The sequence below is a fragment of the Streptomyces sp. NPDC006510 genome, assembly GCF_040611955.1.
In the GTDB taxonomy this organism is placed as follows: Bacteria; Actinomycetota; Actinomycetes; order Streptomycetales; family Streptomycetaceae; genus Streptomyces.
On the sequence record NZ_JBEXPH010000031.1, the window covers coordinates 24494 to 40579 of the forward strand.

Consider the following 16086-nt stretch of genomic DNA (forward strand, 5'->3'; position numbering starts at 1 on the left):
TCCCCCGCCCAGCACCGTGCTGCGGCGGGGAGGCTTGGGTCACGCGATCACCGCGTCCCGGACCGGTAGCGTGAGACCCTGTACCCCGATCGCGTAGTCGTGCACCGGGATCCCGGTGCCGGTGATGGCATCGAGCACCTGCTGTGCCGCGCCCATTCCCAGTTCCTTGACCGCGTCCTGGTTGTTGGTGCCGACGAACTGCATGATGCGGTTCTGGGAGATCTCGATGTTGAGCCGTACCCGGCCGCCGCCGTTGTCGTCGACGACGGCGACGAAGACGTCCAGGCCCAACTCGCACGCGTAGCCGGCGATGCAGTTATTGAGCTGTGCTCCCCATCGGGCCAGAGTTTCTGCGTCGCGTGCGACGACGAGACGGTGCTCGCCGATATGCATGCCGTCGAGCTTCGACGTAATGTCCGCGGCCCATGCAGCCAGGTTCTGTTCGCGGATGAGGCGCTCCTGGCGGTAGCGCTCTATCCGTGCTTCGCGTTCGCGCTGCTCGGCGGTCATCAGCTCCCGTCGGTACTCGACCAGGAACTTGTCTGCGATCTGTCGGAACGCCGGGTCCTTCCAGAGTTCCCAGGTCGCGATCGGCAGGTCACGGTCTTCGAGCCGGGCGATCTGCTCGTTGTAGCTGTGCATCTCGCGCAGCGCGTTCACTTCGTTGATCACGGTGCCGATCGCCTGGTTCGAGCGCGCGAGCGAGCGGCTCTGCACCCAGTTCTCGGGCATCGACCGCACCAGGGTCTCCAGGTCCCGAGCGCCGCGGATGCGTCGCTGCCCCCGGGCCTTGATCAGATCGGGCAGAAGATCCACGTCGCGCAGCTGCATGTGTGCATTACCAAGGGCCTGTGCGATGTCCCTGATGATCCGAATGCTCTGTGCGACGGGTTGTGCAAGGATCCGCCCCAGGACCGGTTGGGGCACTCGGCGGAACAGCGCCCGGGCCCGCACGAGCTCGGCCGGCTTGAGGGCGATGCAGCGGTTCGTCTCGGTGCGGCGCATCGAGACGATGACCCAGTCGATCGGCACGAGCCCGCGGAACAGGCGGAACCAGTTCAGCACGCTCATGTCGTGGGACTGATGCCAATTCGGCCTGGTCCGCATGCTCTCGACCAGGCGCTGGATCTCACGCGCCAGCGGCTTGCGGTACCGGGACTTGCCGAACACGTTGCCTGCGACCGTTTTGTAGTCCTCGGCGTCCAGGAAGTGCATCAGGCCCGAGTGTCCGAGCCTGCAGGGCGTGACCTCTTTCAGCAGCGGGAACCGCTCGTTTGCCACGGGCAAGCCGCCGATCAGGCGCATGGCCTCGCCCTGGAGGTCCTGGAGGATCAGGCTCATCTGCGCCTCGATCCCGCTCCACCCGTGGTCCTCGAAGACGGGGCCCTCGACGACACGGACGTCCTGATTGAGAGGGTCCCACTCATGGGGGCGCATCGGATCCAGCAGGGTCTGGTGGCCGAGCACGTGCAGCAACTGCGCGAGCTGGCGCTCGCCGCCGGCAAAGAGGTGCTGGGTGCTGTTCTTCCGGCTGGCGTTCTCCAGCTCGCGCAGCGCCACGAGGCCTGCCTTGGTACGCAGCAGCGAGAAGGCCCGAACAGTCTGCCAGTAGCAGAAGACCTTGCCGGAGGCGCGCATCCGGTGCACGCGGTGCCACACCGAGCCAGACACGGTCACGCGGCCGTCGGGTGCGGTGCGCGCGACGACGCGGAAGCTCGCGCCGGTGCGGACGCCCTCGACGGTCGGCTCGATCCGGTGGTTGAGGAACTTGACGTGCAGCAGCACGCGCGCGCTGTTCTCGGACATGGGTGCCTCCCGCGGTGTGTGGATCGTGGACTGTGACGGCTCTGCAGGACTCAGCACCGGCCAGTAGGCAGTGCTCTTCTGGGAGACATCCGAGATCGGCTTCGCCGATCTGCTTGTGAAAAAGAAGAACCCCGTCGCCGGAGCACGAAGCTCAGACGACGGGGTCCTGTGAGTGGGTCGCGGTCTATGCTCAGTCGCGCTCGATACACGTCGCACCGGAGCTGTCCTGGAGGCCGGTGGCGAGGTCGTACCAGAAGCCGTTCGGCAGGTGCACGAGGTCTTTCTCCTCGCGCGGCCGCCGGGGCCCCGGGATGGCAGGGGCGTACCGTCGGGCGACGACGGTCTCCTGGACATTCCCGTCCGGCACCCGCTTGGTGCCACCGTCGAGCGATTCCACTGCCACCTGCTTCATGTGCGCGGGGTGGTCGAGCACGCGCTTGACGACGACCATGTCGCCAATATCCAGGTCATCTCCGTCTCGGGACCAGATCCCGTTGTTGGCTGGCGATACTCGTCGCGGGACGCGCCGCATCGGCACACGCCCATGGGCCCCTCATGCAGCTCGTACACGCGGACTTTCACGTAGGGGTGGTCGGGAGACTCCGCGAGGTCGGGGCAGATCGGATTGACGTACGCCGGCCCTGTGTTCTCGTATCCGGAGAGTCCGATGTCGGACGGGTAGAGGCAGAGCCCGCAGTAGACGGGTTCGGGGGTCTCTCCTGGAAGCAGTTGGCCGGCACCAGCGGCCGTGGAATCGTCCCCAGGCCGACAGAACGTGCTGTGCTCATGAGGCCCGCCTCGTAATGGCGCCGGCCACCGTGTTGTGGAACACCTCGATGGCCCGGTCTATGTCCGGGCACCGGCGACCTGGGCTTGTCGTGGCTACGCGACGTGCGGTTGTTCAGCAAAAGTTGAGTGCGTACTGTGGCGGGTCCTTCAGCACACCTACAACCGGCGTCCACTCCGCCTCGTCCACAGGGTTCTCGATGGTCCGGAGGTATTTGTATGCCTCGCGGGGGACGAAGAGAGCGACACCGTCCTCGGTCCAGGCGGCCAGTGCCCTGCTGTGTGTCTCGCGCTCCGGCACGAGGGAACTATTGGAGCGGACCCACAGGAACCCCTCGGGGTCGCGAGCGATGATCTTGTTGGAACCTAGAACGAACGTGTCGAACCAGCCCCAGGATCCGGCATGGGTGGCGATATCACCGAGCGAGGGCGGGCAGGGGTAGTCGGGGAGGTCCATGGCGCGGGCCTGCTTCCTGTCGGTCATGAGGTCATCCTCCACGTGATTGTGGCGGTGGCGAAACCTCGACGAACGGCCCGGCTCAGCGCGCCCGTTGGGAGACGGCCGTGCTCGCAGCGATGAGTGATTCGAGCGCTGGGGCGAGCCGCTCGGGGAGCGTCGCGAGCCGGTAGTCGAGGAGGCGCTGCTCTTTGAGGATCTCGGCCGCGCGCAGGGCGGTCGGGTCGCCGTCGTCCCTGGCGCGTGACACCTGTTCGACGGCGGCGTCCAGCCGCTGTACTGCGGTGAGGATGTGCTGCGCGCCGGAGACGGCGCGGTCGGTGGAAAGCACGATGGCGCTCGCTTTCTGGTGCGCCTTCAGGGCGCTCCGTGTGGTCAAGCAGACTTTGATCCGGTCAATGTCGAGCGCTAGTTGCGCCGGGTAGTTGAACGTCCTCCGTGCACACGCCTCTCGGATTCGAAGGACGCAGATCGCCCCGCCCATTCCGCCACGGATGTGCAGCGAGTTGGCAGGTTGGTCAGGGCTGGTCCAGAACCGCTGTGAGGTCGACCTTGGTGCCTCGGGCGATCTCCGTGGCGCAGACGACGATGCGGTAGCCGCCGACTGGGCAGCTCGGGTGGTCGGACGAGACCACGATGCAGTCCCAGGAGCCGGAGTGGAGCTTGCGCGGCAACGGTTCCTCCTCGATGTCCTTCGGTCGCAAGTCGCCGCGGAACTGGAATGGCACCACGACGACCGTGTGCTTCTGATCGGTTCGGGGCGGCTCCCAGGGCAGCTGTACGAGCAGGTCCTGCGGCCACTCGGGGATGTTGACAGGCAGCGTGGACAGGTGGTGATTGATCGATCCCTCGGGGGCCTGGGCCAGGCGCTCGCGCTCCTGCTCGGCGGTCTCGATGAATCTGAGGAACGGCATGACGGACTCCTTTTCCAGGGCCGATGGTCTTGCCACAGAGGTAACCGGGCCAGCTCTGTTGGCCTCTCATGACATGGCAATCTCCGCTGAAGGGCTGGACCTGGGTCAGAGGATCCAGGTCTCGGCGCCCTTGTCGAAGTACGCGACATCGGCGTACCAGGGTGCACGTACGCCGATGTCGCTGATCGCACTCTCGGGACTGATCCGCGTTCCCTCGGCCATCGCCGACAGCCAAGGGCCTGCAGGCACGGCATCGCGGCGGAGGAAGATCATGCGGGAAACCGGCGCACCTGTTGAACGATGCGAGGGTGTGTCTTTGACGTTGTAGAAGTTGTTCAGCGCGTAAAGCTGATAGCTCGCCCCCAACGGGAGCCTGTCGCACATCTCAGCCGGCGCGTGACGGCACATGAACATGTGGTCCGCTCGCCTTAGCTCACGTTGGACAGACCAGCCATTGCGCACGGCGGTGATCAGCATCTCTGTGTCTCCGAGGTCGGCGATCGGCTCGCCGGTGTCTGTCGGGCGCGGCAGGTCGATCCAGGCGGTGATCGCCTCGACGTCCATCATGGGTCGGTCGATGCCGACGAACGCCCTGGGCTCGCTGCCGATCTGGGAGGTGACCACGAGATGGTTGTTCACGTCGGAGATCCCGAGCTGAGCGGCCAGAGTGGTCTCTACGCGGTTGAGGTGCATGATCCAGCCGATGGGTGCCGGGAAGTCGGCCCCGAGACCTTCGAAGCCGAGGAAGACCTCGTCGATGCGGCCGCTGCGGAGCGCTCGCTGAGCCAGCTCGACGAGGGACGTGGGGATGGTGCGGTCGATGTCGGTCATGGAATTCTCCGGGTGAGTCGTCAGCGCGGCGGGCGGCGGCTTCGGTGAGCGCCACCCTGCATCCTGGGCAGGCACGGCGGAAGCAGGGGGATCGATGGCCCGCCCTGCGAGGGCGGGCCATCGACGAACGACAGGCGACCAGGATGCGACGGGTCCGTGAACCGCAGCGAGGCACAGACGCGGGCAGCATGTCAGTGCCCGCAATGACCCAGCTGTGCGTTCTGGAGCCGCTCAACTTCGGCGTATACAGAGAGCCATGCCGGGTAATCGGGGTGCTCGTGCAAGGCGGGCAGGAAGTCGTCCAGGCTTCCGAGCCGGGCGATCGTCCGCGAGGCGGAAGGGATGCGCAGCCGGGCCGGCAGAATGGCCTGGCTCCGGGGCTGGCCGAACTTGGCCGGGTCGCATGAGCCCCATCCGCCCAGGGGGATGTTGATCGTCTCGTGGACCATGGCGTCTGTGGCATTAACCGATGCAACAAGACATACAGCGCTCTCGCGCTCCTGAACGGCCTCGCGGACGGTGTAGGCGGACATGATCATCCTGTTGCTCGTCTCGTAGCCGTCGTCGTGGAGGGCCAGGACGAGATCACGCGGACTGAGCTGCGCCGCGTCGGTCACGGGAGTCAGGCGGAACGCGTCCGCGGGCCGACTGCCGAGCTCACGGCGGTGCGGGGCGCCCGATACGGCAGGGCTGTGGGGCAGCAGGCTCAGCCAGATCTCGAAGGCGAGACGTCCGGCACGTTCCTGCATCTCGGTAGTGCTCATGGGAATTCCTCTGTGTCGGCGGTTGCGGGCGCGTGGGCCGGGTCGGCAGACACGAGCCGTATGACCCGGATCCGGAGAACGGCACTGTGGGGGTGGCGGGCAAGCCCCGCAGCTCCCATCTGGGTGCCGTGAGGGCGGCGGGGCGGGTGGAGGCCTAGCGGCCGGCCGGGGGCAGCGGCGGTGTCAGCGCACCTCGAAGCCGCATTCGAGCCGAGCGCAGGAGCAGGAATGAAAGAAGCCCTGGGCCCTCGATGTTGAGAGCCCAGGGCTCCGGGCTGAGCGTGATGGCGTTACTTGTTCACCGCGAAGCGCAGCAGGCTCTCCTGATCACCCTGCTTGATCGTGCCTCGTTCGTTGATGACCTCCAGCTTCCACGCAGCACCGACCCGGTATGCCTTGGCCACGGCGATCGCATTGCCGTGGCCAAGCAACGAGGGCCAGATGTCGGCGACCTGCTGAGTGGCGTCGCCGGTGCTGTCGTAGACCTTGAAGGACACGTTGGCGGCCTTTTTGAAGTCGCTGCCCTTCTTGTAGGCGGCGCAGACGAACACAATGCTGGTGACGTGCGACGGGATCTTGTCGAAAGTGACTTCGATCAGCTCGTCGTCACCGTCGCCGCGTCCCGTCTGGTTGTCGCCGGTGGAGGTAACGGCACCGTTCTGCAGCGGGTCGGTCACGTCCAGGCCTGCGCAGCGGACCGGGTCGCTGCCGCTCAGGAGGATGGCGAACGCATCCAGGTCGGTGCCGCGGGCTTTGCGCAGTGCGCCGAGCAGTGCACCGGTGCCGCCAGTGGTGGTGTCCCAGGAGGCGCCGATGCCCATCTTCGTCACACCGTCGAGGTCGGCAGCGCCGTGCTCCTTGGTCAGGGTGACGATGCCGGGGGTAGCGGGAGTGGTCATGGCTATATGCCTTTCAGGTGTACGGGCGTGTGCCAGGCAGCAAGGCCGGGTTGGTCTTGCTGAAGCCTGACGGTCTCCAGAGGTGATGAGGATGTTCGCCAGAGCCGGATCAGCTCGGCTGATCCCTGTGTGTTTCCACCCGCCCGCCCCGTGCGGGTGGGTGGAGGGCGAGAAGCCCCCCGCAAGCACGTGCTGCTCAGCGGAGGGCGGCAGGGACTCCACAGGAAGGCTTCTGCGGGTTCAAGAGCCGGCGGCCGGGCTAATGAACTCCGCGTCTTCGGATGCGCCGGGTGACGACTGCGCGTTCAGGACGTTGTCCTTCTGGGACACGTGTGCCCACCAGATCTTGGTGGCGAGCGTGATCACCGCGTAGGTCCTGTCCGTGTCGGGATCCCACAGGGCGTAGTAGCCCTCGTCCGTGTACAGGACGTTGACAGGTGTGGACTGAGTCGGTGCGGTGGAGCGGGCACCACCCTTGCCGCCGTACAGGATGCGGGTGTTGTGGCTGCTGGCTTTTACCCCGGGGACGTCGCTGAGCTTGGTCATCGACCATTTCCCGGGTTCCGGCTCCGGGGTGCGCTCCACGGATCCCGTGTCGGGGAAGAGGGTGGTCCAGGTGTTGCGCTCGCTGGGGTCGGTGCCCTTCGCGCCGACGCACAGCCGGAGTCCCTGGGCCGGCGATCCGTTTCGTCGCGCGTTGACGAGCTTCGGTTCGGCGAGGAGGTAGCCGGTGCGGGTGATCTCATAGCCACGGGTGTCGGAGCCGGTGGCGGTGATGTGGTCACCGGCCGAGAAGCCGTCGAACATCTTCTGGAGTTCGGCCTTCATGCGTGCGTTCCTTCGTCTGGGGGTCAGGGCAAGTTCGTACTCGGGGATGTCTTCGAGGACGGTGAGTTGCGGAGCGTGCAGGTTGCCAGCGCATACTGCGCAATCGCAGTTGTGGCAGCAGTGGATGCAGCCGGTGTCATCGCAGAATGGGTCGGGACCGTGGTAGTGGCCGGGACCGGGTTCTTCGCAGCCCCAGCTACGGCAGGACCGGTCCCCCGACTTCGGGAAGATGCGGTGCTCACGGGTCGGTCCGTGGGCGAGCGGCATGCCAGGACAGGCGAACGTTGAGCGACGGGCGGCGGCTTCGGTGAGCCAGGCCGCGCGGCACGCGGTGCACTGGTACCAGCCCTCCGGGCGGAGGCATGTGGAGTGGCTCACGGTCAGTCGCCCTTCAGTCCGTCGCCAGCGGGAAGCGGCAGTAGGGATCGAGAATCAGTTCGCCGTCTGTCAGGTAGCTCGCGAGGTCAGGGCCTTGAGTCGCAAGGCCGCCGAGGCCGTGACCACGCAGGACGTCCGTACCGATGACGTAGTGAGGTCGGACGATCAGCTCACCCACGATCAGTTGGTGGGTGCGATCGCTGCCGTAGCGAAGCGGATGCACCGGGCGGTCGACGCGACTGGCTCCGACGAAGGACACCGTGCCGTCGGCGGCAGTCTGCACATACATCCAGGCAGGTACGTGACGAGCATGAGGGTCCTGCTGGAGGCTGGCCAGAACGTCTGGGTCAGGGTGGAAGCCGGGCATCGGGGATTCCTGTTCGTCGGAGGCGAGGTGACCGTTCGGTGATCGCCGAACTGCAGGCATCTAGGTCGTGTTGTGTGATCCAGGGCCTGGAGCGACGGACCCGGGATCGCATGGGGCGGTCTCCGAGTCCACGGCCGGATCAGCTCTGCTGATCCCCGCCCTCCGCAGGCGGAGCGAGAGCAGCGCCCCGGCCCGGCATCCGGCCCTCCAGCGTGACGAGACGCGCACCGAGGCGTGGCGGGAAGCGGGAGCCACGGAGATTTCCGGGGACGCGCCGCATACAGCTGGCGCACTCGGAGGCGAACCGCTCACGGGGCAGCTATCGGCCCCGAGGCAGGACACCAGGCTGCGCTTGCAGCCGGTCGAGATGCAGTCGAGCAAGATGTCGGAGGTCTCGCCTGCGGCGGCTCCCGACGGGGCATCGACGCGTTCGAGTCCCGACATCTGGACCAACCCCGGGCTTCGCCCGCCTCCTCAAGGGGTGGCTACCGAGGAGGACGTAGTGCACATCCCAACGATCGTTGTATCCGGGGGCGGCCCAGACCCTGCAGACTCGGGTTCAGCAGGTTGGTCAGGACTGAGCCAGAACCTCAGCAAGGTCGATCTTCCGGCCGCGGGCGATCTCGGCGGCGGGGACATCGATGCGGAAACCGCCGACCGGGTAGCTCGGGTGGTCGGAGAACACCACGGCGCACATCCAGGAGCCGGAGTGGCGCTTGCGCGGCAGCGGCTCCTCGTCGACGCCCTCGGGCAGAGGGTCCTTCCGGAACTCGATCGGCACCACGATCACGTGGAATGACCGATCAGTGCGCGGCGGCTCCCAGGGGAGCTCGACGAGCAGGTCTTTGGGCCACTCAGTGATGGTCTCGGGCAGGGTGGACAGGTAGTGGTTCAGCGAGCCCTCGGGGGCCCGGGCCAGCCGGGCCTGCTCCTGATCTGCAGTCTCGACGAGGCCGATCTTTTCGAAGAATCCCATAGCGGTCAGTACTCCTTGGTCAGTGGCTGCTGCTCGGCCGGAACGGCCGGCGTGCCTTCGAGGTAAACGAGTTCATAGAGTTCGCAGCGCACGCCGTAGATGCCTGCGGCCTCCAGGGCGGCAAGATCCTGGCAAACGAGGTCGTCCGGCTTCGTCAGCCAGTGGACAAACACCCCGGTGTCGTCATGGCCCTGCCGCGAATGACGGACGACGATGCCGACGATGCCGGGGCGCGCGTCGAACATATGACCGATCCATCCGCTGGGCTCGGCGAGGAGGACGTACGCGCCGACGCCGGGCCGTTTGATTCCGCCGTCGTGATTTCTGTTCGTCTGCTCCAGCCCGGTGACCTCTGACAGGACGACGGCGAGTCCAATCATCGCGAGGCCGACGAGGCCGGCGACGGCGGCCAGGAAGCCAGGAGTGATCTCAAGTGCGGTCATCGGTTCTCTTCTGCTTCTCTCGGTGATTCAGACCTGTGCGAGGACATGTGTGTGGGTGGGGCTCAGGCGGTGCTGGCTGAGTTGGTTGAGCGGTGCAGGAGCACCGGGCGCGAGCCGGGGCGGAAAACGCCGTGCTCAGCGCCCCGACCCACCCGTCAGCGAGCAGCGGGCGGGCTTTCTTGCTGCCGAACAGCAGATGGCGTCCTGTGCAGCGGTAGCAGACATCGGGCGTCTTCGAGATATGCCCTTGGCCGTCTCAACGAAGGCCGGCGTGAGCGTGTCGCCATGTGCGTGGTCTTCTTCGAGACCGCAGCGGGATTGAGGGAGCTGTCAGCGCGTTTCGCAGTAGCCGCATTCGGAGCACGTGTGCGTGACGTCCTTGCGGGCGTCGACGTCGTAGTCGTTCGATTCCATGTCGCCGTTGTTGCAGTTCGGGCAGTACATGACTCGGCTCCAGACGTGATGATGATGTTCTTCAACGTCAGATCCGGACCAGCTCCGCTGGTCCCTGCGCCCCCCGCTTCACAGGACGACCGGCGCGAGCCAGGAGGAAGAGAAAACACAGCACCCCGGCGCAGCTGCTGCCCGAGGGCACAGCGCACACCGGGGTGCTGTGGAAGCCGGAGCCGCGGAGGTCTCCAGGGATGCGTTTCATGGTGGTCTGTCCCCTGTCGACCGGTTCAGTAGCGCTGGTTGTGAAATCGGCTCAGCCGAACGGCAGCTCCTCGTCCCGCACGGCGCTGGCGTGCGCGACGGCCGGAGCGGCAACAGCGACGGGCGCAGACTGTTCCTGCCTGATGGCCTGGTTCTGCGCCTCGGCGCTCTGCACGCGCTCGTTCAGGCGTGCCTGGGTCACCGAGCGCGGCTCGAGGTAGGAGACGCCCTCGGAGATCACCTTGAGGTCGAAGACCTCCTCGCCGTTCTTGGTGTAACGGTCCATACGGAGCGTGTAGCCGACGACGACGAGGTCACCCTTGTGGATGTGCGAGTACGGCCCCATACCCTGGGTCTGCGCACGGATGAAGGCTTCGACGGGTACGGCGTCCGAGTCGCGCTGATTCTGCGCGTTGGTGTAGCCGCGGTCGACGAAGAGCGTGAAGAGGACCTTCTTGGACCCGTCCTTGTTCACGAAGAACTTGGGGTCGTTCGCGAGGCGGCCGATGATGGTTCCGTTGTTGCGGGGGTTCGACATGAGTTCTTCTCCTCGAGCACAGCACAGCGCACGGTCGACGTCGTCGATCCGCGCGCAGTTTGGGTGGGTTGAGCTGAGATTCAGTTGCCTGTCATGCCAGCATCCGGATCAGCTCCGCTGATCGAATGCTCTGCTATTCCGAGTCCCGAGTCGGCTTCGCCGATCAGACTCGCTTTCCCCCTCGATCGTGGTGCCGGCGGGCGCGACCGCCGACGGGCTGCCGCTCGCGATCCAGATCATCGGCCCGTACCTGTCGGACCGGTCGCTGATCGACGTGGCCGGGCGCCTGGCCAGCATGCTTCCCACTCCGCCGTCGGCCACCGCTCTCACGCGGTAGTCGGTGAAGGCAATACAGGACAGGGGGAGTTGGAGAGCGACCCTCAAGCCGCCGGCCACCTGATCGGGTGAACATGCCGCTCGGGTTCGGCCACCAGTGCTACGGTATTTTCCCCCGCACGTGCAGAGGCAGGTTCTCCTCCTACGGGTTGTCCCCTGGGACAAAAGCTCGCTCAGTAGTACGAGCGAAATGCTCCTCGCGCCCGCGGGGATGTTCCCGGGGAATGGGTGCTGCCCCCGCTCGTCACAATCTGCTCCCCGCGCCTGCGGGGATGTTCCCGACCGGCTGACCAAGTACGTCGCGGACGGCGAGTGGTGCCCACGCACCTCTACCTGCTCTGCATCCCAGACCCCAGGTACCCCCTCACCCGCCCTGCTGAGGCGTGAGAGGAGATGGACGTGGGTGATGGCCTGTCCGTGGTTGGGCGCTCCCTGTACGAGGCGGGCACGCTCAAGAACACGAAGCGAACGGGCTGGAGAGCAGGAGCTGGCCTCGGCCACTACCGGCTCACGCAGTGGCGGCTGGCTCCTCCGCTTGTGCAGGGAGGAGCCGCTTTACCCATGTGGTCGGCTCTCGTGTCGCGGTCGACATGTCGCGCAGGGACGTCTGACGCCGAGCCAGAGACGTCACTGCCTCACGTAAGGCTGCTTCGTACGCCTCCCTGGCGGCCCGCAGCTTGTCCAGCTCGGGTGCCGTCGGAATGAGGACGACTTCGGCCGTCACACCGGCCAGTGCAAGCCCCTGCTCGGTGTTCTCAGCTGCGGCCTTCAGCGTCCTGCCGTGACCGTAGACGCCGTACGTGGCCACATGTACCGTCCACCTCCGGTCGCGCCGATGGGCCTGGCACTCGATGGTCTCGCTCACCGCGCACTCTCCAAGTCAGCGACTAACTGCTGCACGATTGTGGCCGGGGTGGGGATGGGCAGCACTATCTGCTGGTGCCCGATCCGATAAAGGGAGTGTGTTCCGCTGCTGCTCACCAGGGTGATCGTGAGCCCCAGCCGGCGGGCCGCCGCACGGATACGCAGCAGCGGGCCGTGCCCCTCTGAATCTGCGCGCAGTCCGGCGGTGACCTCCTGGGCGGTCTTCCATTCCTCCAGGCTGACCACCGGTTCGTGGACAACGGTCGGCGACCACACCCACTCGGAGATCGGATTCAGTCGGGAGTACCCCGCCCGCCCGGTGCGGCTCGCCTTGCGGTTGTAGACCTGGTAGCCCGCAAGCTTCGGGTTCGCGATCAGCCCCTCGACCCGGTTGTGGGTCCATCGATCTTCGACCGGGTACTGCTCGGGGTCAGCGGCGAGGAGCTCGATGATGTCCCTGGACTTCAGGTGCTCCTCCCGCCGGAGCCGGCACAGCTCCCGAGCCGTGGCGAACCGGCGCTCGTCGGGGTGAGGGACGAGCTTCTTCTTCGGTCGGTCCATCCCGAACCGTCCTTTGTCCCGCACGGGTGCGTCCTCGTCGATCACGGCAATGTACGGGTATGGCGGGTAGCCGTGGTTCCATCCCTGGACGGCGTGTTGGATCTGACCGCCCATGGACATCTCCATCAGCGCCACCCGGTAGAGCTCGGCGTCGACCTGGGCGCCCCGACGGCTGCGCAGCTGGCCGGACGCGGTGCCGCCGATGGGCTCGTTGGCGTATACGACCTCCACCCCGAGCTGCTCCAGGTCGTGCTCCACGATGAGGCTCGCCAGCATGATGCGTGCCACGCGGTCGGACCGTTCCGCCACGACGTGGGTGACGCCGAGCATCTCGGCCCGGTCGAGCAGGTCCTGGAGCCCGCCGTCGCGAGGCACGGACACGTTCAGGGCGTCGTACATTTCCTGCGGGCCGAGCCCGCGGAGCTCCGGAGGCAGCATTCCGGACTCGACGTCCCAGAAATACGCGATGAACTTTTCGTCGGGTAGGAGGCGTTCGGAGGCAAGGGCTACCTGTCGCGGTATCGAGCTGGCGGGATTCTGGTTGTCCTTGGTCGAGACACGGCCGACGAAGACTGATCTGCGCGGACGTGACTCCTTTTGCTGATAGTTCGGCAGGTCGGACAGGTCGATGGGAGGCTTGAAGTGTGAGGACATGGCGTTCCTTGGGGGCGGGCCCGGCCCGACGGCGAGCGCAGGGCGGGCGCTCTGACGCGTCGGGTGGGCTCAGGGGCAGGTCAGCGGGCGGAGTGCTCTTCGTGCCGGGCGGCAGCTTCCTTCCACAGCGCCGCGCGGAAGTCGGCGCCGAGGCGGGTGAGCTTGCACAAGTGCCGTTGTTCACCCATCCCGCCGGTGAGCGACGCCAGCAGGTGCGGGACGGAAGTGCGCAGCAGCTCGGCGTACTCCTGGCCGCCGAAGAAGATCACGTCAGCGTCGAACAGGCCGTACCCGGCGGTGTGCCCACCCATCCGTTCCGCGGTGATCGCCCTCTCGTCGCCGAGGGTCACGTCGTACGGGTGCAGGGGGCGGTCGAGCAGGACGAGCCCGTGGAGAGCGGACGCTATGAGGATCAAGTCGGGGGCGGTCAGGGCTTCGGCCGCGAGCCGGAGCGAGCGGTGGTACTTCCCGGTGCAGAGCTCTCCTGCGGGCCACCCGTGCAGCTGTCCCTCGGGGATCGGCTTCTTCTTGGATCCGCACGCGAAGGCTCGCGGGTTCCAGGAAACCTGTGCACCAGGGGACGGGATCCCGTACACCGGCCCCCGAATCACAGGGCCACGCGTACGGGTTGACGGCAGCAGTTCAGACATCACCAGGGCATTCGAGGAAGCGTGCCGACGGCCCTCCACGCACGTGCCGTCCTGGATCTCATCCAGCGTGGAGCCGGTGGAGTTGTCCGCGTCGCCGACCCGAGGTAGGCAGCGGTGGCGGTCGGCAATGAGCACGGGGCGATGGTCCTCCATCGCCGCTGAGGTCAACCGGGTATGTAGGGCAGGGCGGGCGGTTCGAGATCGGTGCGAGGCACCACGGCCTCGGGCCACGCAGTCGGCGAGAGGATGGCCGAGCCGGGTTCATGAGGCGGCATGGGGCCGTCGTCCGGGTTGGGTGCGTCCGGGCACTCCCGACCGCCGAACGCGTCTACCCACGCCGTGTCGGGAGCGTCTTGACTCAACGTGTGGTCGCCGTGCTTGCAGCGGGCGGCCCGCTTCGGGTATCCGGGAATGGTCATTGCGGCTTCTCCTTGATGGCATGCAATCTGTCGGATCGTGTCGGCGGTAGCTAGTCGGTGACGCGGTAGGGGTGGCCTACCTGCGGCTCGTCCCCGTCGGCGTGGACGTTGTGCGGCCACCGGCACGCGACGGTTTCGGTGTGTACTCCGGGGTGTTCCTCACAGCGGACCCGGTTGTTCGGGGTGACCTCGGGAAGTGGGACCGGGATGACCACGATCTGCACGGATCCGAGTTCGGCTTCGTGGTTCGCGTGCTGCTCCAGGGCGGCGGAGAGTGCGGTGCCGTGGATGTTGAGGGTCTGGGTCTCCCCATCGTGGTGGGTGACGAGGGCGGTGTCCTCGTAGCTGATCCAGCCGGAGTCGTCCGTGGTGGCCTCGACCGTGACGGAGGTGACGGCCTTGCCCGTGGACTCGCGGTGCTGGAGGGCTTCAACGGCCGCTGATGTGAGCTTGCTGGTTTCCATGTTCAGTTCTCCTGTCTTGCAGTCAGGCGATGCGCTCAACGTGAGCGAAGGTCACGGTCTCGGCTGCGTCGCGGTCGAAGCCGCGTTCCCCGGAGTGGTGGATGAACTGGTACGTCCCGGGGGTGTACGTCCACGACGTCGATCCAGCCGAGCTTGGCGGGGTCGCCGCCCTTCGCTTTCCAGTGCTCGAGGTCGACGATGGAGTAGGCCCACAGGTCGGTGCAGATGTTCGCCAAACAGGCGCTCTCGGGGAGCGACGGCTTGTCGTCATCGTCGTAGCACGGACTGGCGATGATGTAGCTGTCCGGACAGGTGCGGTACAGGCCGGGGCAGCTATTGCCCACCGGGCCGTACGCACAGCCGACCGCAGCCATGGCCTCGACCGCCTGGGCCTGGCCAAGAGTTGAGTTGTAGTCGGCGATGGCGTTGTCGTCCCAGTTGAAGGCTGGCCGCAGATCGTCGGTGACCAGAAGCTTCCCGGACGGCACGTCGATGGTGATCTTGGTGGTAATGCCGTCCGGATAGGGGCAAGGTTCCTGCACGTGGACGGCGCTATCGGTGACCCGGAAGACCGGTCGGCGGTCGCAGACGGCGCAGCGGTACGCGGCGCCCGAAACGTACGGCTCCCGGCCGTCGAACCGGAGCACATCCACCTCGGCCTTGCGTGAGATCAGATGCCCGTTGGCCTGCAAGGGCAGTCGCTCGATAGTCATCGGCGTAACGCTCCTCAAGTCGTTGTCCACCTCGGGAGAGGGCGAGGTGGAGTGGTTGACTGCCGAAAGGCCCGGAAGACGTTCCGCAGGACGATGTGGATCGAGCGGGCCGGCGTTCCTATGCGGGTGGCGATCGGCGACGGTCGTGTTGGAGCCGGGCACGCGCATAGCCCACGGACCGGAGCCGGCGTCATCCGGGCCTCACAAATGGCTGAGCCTCGCCCATCGGGCAGGCAGCTTGCCGTAGCTGCGTCATCCCTCGGCTGCATCAGCACCATGCGGTAGAGCTGGTCGGCCCTTTCCAGGTACGCGATGTCGTAGTCGCCCTCGATCTCGGTCTCGCCACGGCGGCGTTCGATCTCCAGGACGAAGGATTCCCGCAGCCGCTCGCGGGCGCGCTGCGGCAACGGCAATTGCTGCCGGGACGGTGCGTTGAGGCGCAGCGTTCGGCGCGGGCGGGCGGGCGATGACGGTCAACGCTCTCTGGCCGGGTATGCAGTGCTCGACCAGACTGGCAGCCAGGGACGAGTGCACGGTGATCCCTTCAAGGACGCCCGGCCAGACCGTCCTGGCCGGGCGATGAGCAGGGGCCAGGAAGGAGAGGGCAGACGGGTGGCGGTACGCCGAGGTCCAGGTGCGGCGGACGGTGGTTCCTTCCGTGCTGTGAGTGTCCGAGCTGTCGTGCGACAGCTCCTACTGGACGTCGACGTTCGGATCGACAAGGGCGACCGGACGAGGCAGCAGCGGCAAGGGGTCGGTGTCTCGTCCGCCGTTCCTGATGCGA

Annotated in this window: 20 protein-coding genes; 1 reads left to right on the forward strand and 19 read right to left on the reverse strand. The window is 66.5% G+C overall.

The annotated features are described in order from the left end of the window. Nucleotides 1-39: 39 nt before the first annotated feature. From ABZY11_RS12965 to ABZY11_RS13025, 13 genes are all read right to left on the reverse strand, one after another. Nucleotides 40-1806: a hypothetical protein gene (locus tag ABZY11_RS12965; RefSeq protein ID WP_356479180.1), complete on the reverse strand. Its 1767-nt coding sequence runs from the start codon at nt 1804-1806 to the stop codon at nt 40-42. A 190-nt stretch (nt 1807-1996) separates the two neighbouring features. Beyond that, nucleotides 1997-2257 (reverse strand): hypothetical protein, encoded by a 261-nt coding sequence (locus ABZY11_RS12970; protein WP_356479181.1) that lies wholly within the window; start codon nt 2255-2257, stop codon nt 1997-1999. Nucleotides 2258-2707: 450 nt separating this feature from the next. Beyond that, nucleotides 2708-3076: a hypothetical protein gene (locus ABZY11_RS12975; protein WP_356479182.1), complete on the reverse strand. Its 369-nt coding sequence runs from the start codon at nt 3074-3076 to the stop codon at nt 2708-2710. A 55-nt stretch (nt 3077-3131) separates the two neighbouring features. After that, nucleotides 3132-3428 carry a hypothetical protein gene (locus ABZY11_RS12980; RefSeq protein ID WP_356479183.1) on the reverse strand — a complete coding sequence of 99 codons (297 nt, stop codon included), beginning with the start codon at nt 3426-3428 and terminating at the stop codon, nt 3132-3134. Nucleotides 3429-3567: 139 nt separating this feature from the next. Continuing rightward, entirely contained in the window at nt 3568-3963 is a 396-nt protein-coding gene (locus ABZY11_RS12985) for a hypothetical protein (protein WP_356479184.1), read from the reverse strand. Between the two features lie 105 nt (nt 3964-4068). Then, nucleotides 4069-4794 carry a hypothetical protein gene (locus ABZY11_RS12990; RefSeq protein WP_356479185.1) on the reverse strand — a complete coding sequence of 242 codons (726 nt, stop codon included), beginning with the start codon at nt 4792-4794 and terminating at the stop codon, nt 4069-4071. A 191-nt stretch (nt 4795-4985) separates the two neighbouring features. Continuing rightward, a complete protein-coding gene (locus tag ABZY11_RS12995; RefSeq protein WP_356479186.1) occupies nt 4986-5558 on the reverse strand; it encodes a hypothetical protein in 573 nt (190 codons plus the stop codon). A gap of 290 nt (nt 5559-5848) precedes the next feature. Next, complete coding sequence (locus ABZY11_RS13000) at nt 5849-6433, reverse strand: TerD family protein (protein ID WP_356479213.1); 585 nt, start codon at nt 6431-6433, stop codon at nt 5849-5851. A 264-nt stretch (nt 6434-6697) separates the two neighbouring features. Beyond that, entirely contained in the window at nt 6698-7285 is a 588-nt protein-coding gene (locus ABZY11_RS13005) for a hypothetical protein (RefSeq protein WP_356479187.1), read from the reverse strand. A 391-nt stretch (nt 7286-7676) separates the two neighbouring features. Further along, a complete protein-coding gene (locus ABZY11_RS13010) occupies nt 7677-8030 on the reverse strand; it encodes a hypothetical protein (RefSeq protein ID WP_356479188.1) in 354 nt (117 codons plus the stop codon). Nucleotides 8031-8601: 571 nt separating this feature from the next. After that, on the reverse strand, nt 8602-9006 hold the full coding sequence (locus tag ABZY11_RS13015) for a hypothetical protein (protein ID WP_356479189.1): 405 nt from the start codon (nt 9004-9006) through the stop codon (nt 8602-8604). 5 nt (nt 9007-9011) lie between these two features. Continuing rightward, nucleotides 9012-9449: a hypothetical protein gene (locus ABZY11_RS13020; RefSeq protein ID WP_356479190.1), complete on the reverse strand. Its 438-nt coding sequence runs from the start codon at nt 9447-9449 to the stop codon at nt 9012-9014. Nucleotides 9450-10155: 706 nt separating this feature from the next. Continuing rightward, complete coding sequence (locus tag ABZY11_RS13025) at nt 10156-10641, reverse strand: single-stranded DNA-binding protein (RefSeq protein WP_356479191.1); 486 nt, start codon at nt 10639-10641, stop codon at nt 10156-10158. 187 nt (nt 10642-10828) lie between these two features. Here ABZY11_RS13025 and ABZY11_RS13030 point away from each other — a divergent pair, with 187 nt between their 5' ends. Next, on the forward strand, nt 10829-10978 hold the full coding sequence (locus ABZY11_RS13030) for a hypothetical protein (RefSeq protein WP_356479192.1): 150 nt from the start codon (nt 10829-10831) through the stop codon (nt 10976-10978). A gap of 507 nt (nt 10979-11485) precedes the next feature. Here the strand turns inward: ABZY11_RS13030 and ABZY11_RS13035 are convergent. The 6 genes from ABZY11_RS13035 to ABZY11_RS13060 form a co-directional block, all read right to left on the reverse strand. After that, nucleotides 11486-11842 carry a hypothetical protein gene (locus ABZY11_RS13035; RefSeq protein WP_356479193.1) on the reverse strand — a complete coding sequence of 119 codons (357 nt, stop codon included), beginning with the start codon at nt 11840-11842 and terminating at the stop codon, nt 11486-11488. Beyond that, a complete protein-coding gene (locus ABZY11_RS13040; RefSeq protein WP_356479194.1) occupies nt 11839-13056 on the reverse strand; it encodes a recombinase family protein in 1218 nt (405 codons plus the stop codon). The genes ABZY11_RS13035 and ABZY11_RS13040 overlap by 4 nt, the downstream gene beginning before the upstream one ends. An 80-nt stretch (nt 13057-13136) precedes the next feature. Further along, complete coding sequence (locus ABZY11_RS13045) at nt 13137-13841, reverse strand: DUF6884 domain-containing protein (protein ID WP_356479195.1); 705 nt, start codon at nt 13839-13841, stop codon at nt 13137-13139. A 29-nt stretch (nt 13842-13870) separates the two neighbouring features. After that, nucleotides 13871-14125, reverse strand: a complete 255-nt coding sequence (locus tag ABZY11_RS13050) for a hypothetical protein (RefSeq protein ID WP_356479196.1) — start codon at nt 14123-14125, stop codon at nt 13871-13873. Nucleotides 14126-14175: 50 nt separating this feature from the next. Further along, nucleotides 14176-14589, reverse strand: a complete 414-nt coding sequence (locus ABZY11_RS13055; RefSeq protein WP_356479197.1) for a hypothetical protein — start codon at nt 14587-14589, stop codon at nt 14176-14178. A gap of 35 nt (nt 14590-14624) precedes the next feature. After that, nucleotides 14625-15464: a hypothetical protein gene (locus ABZY11_RS13060; RefSeq protein WP_356479198.1), complete on the reverse strand. Its 840-nt coding sequence runs from the start codon at nt 15462-15464 to the stop codon at nt 14625-14627. Nucleotides 15465-16086 lie beyond the last annotated feature (622 nt).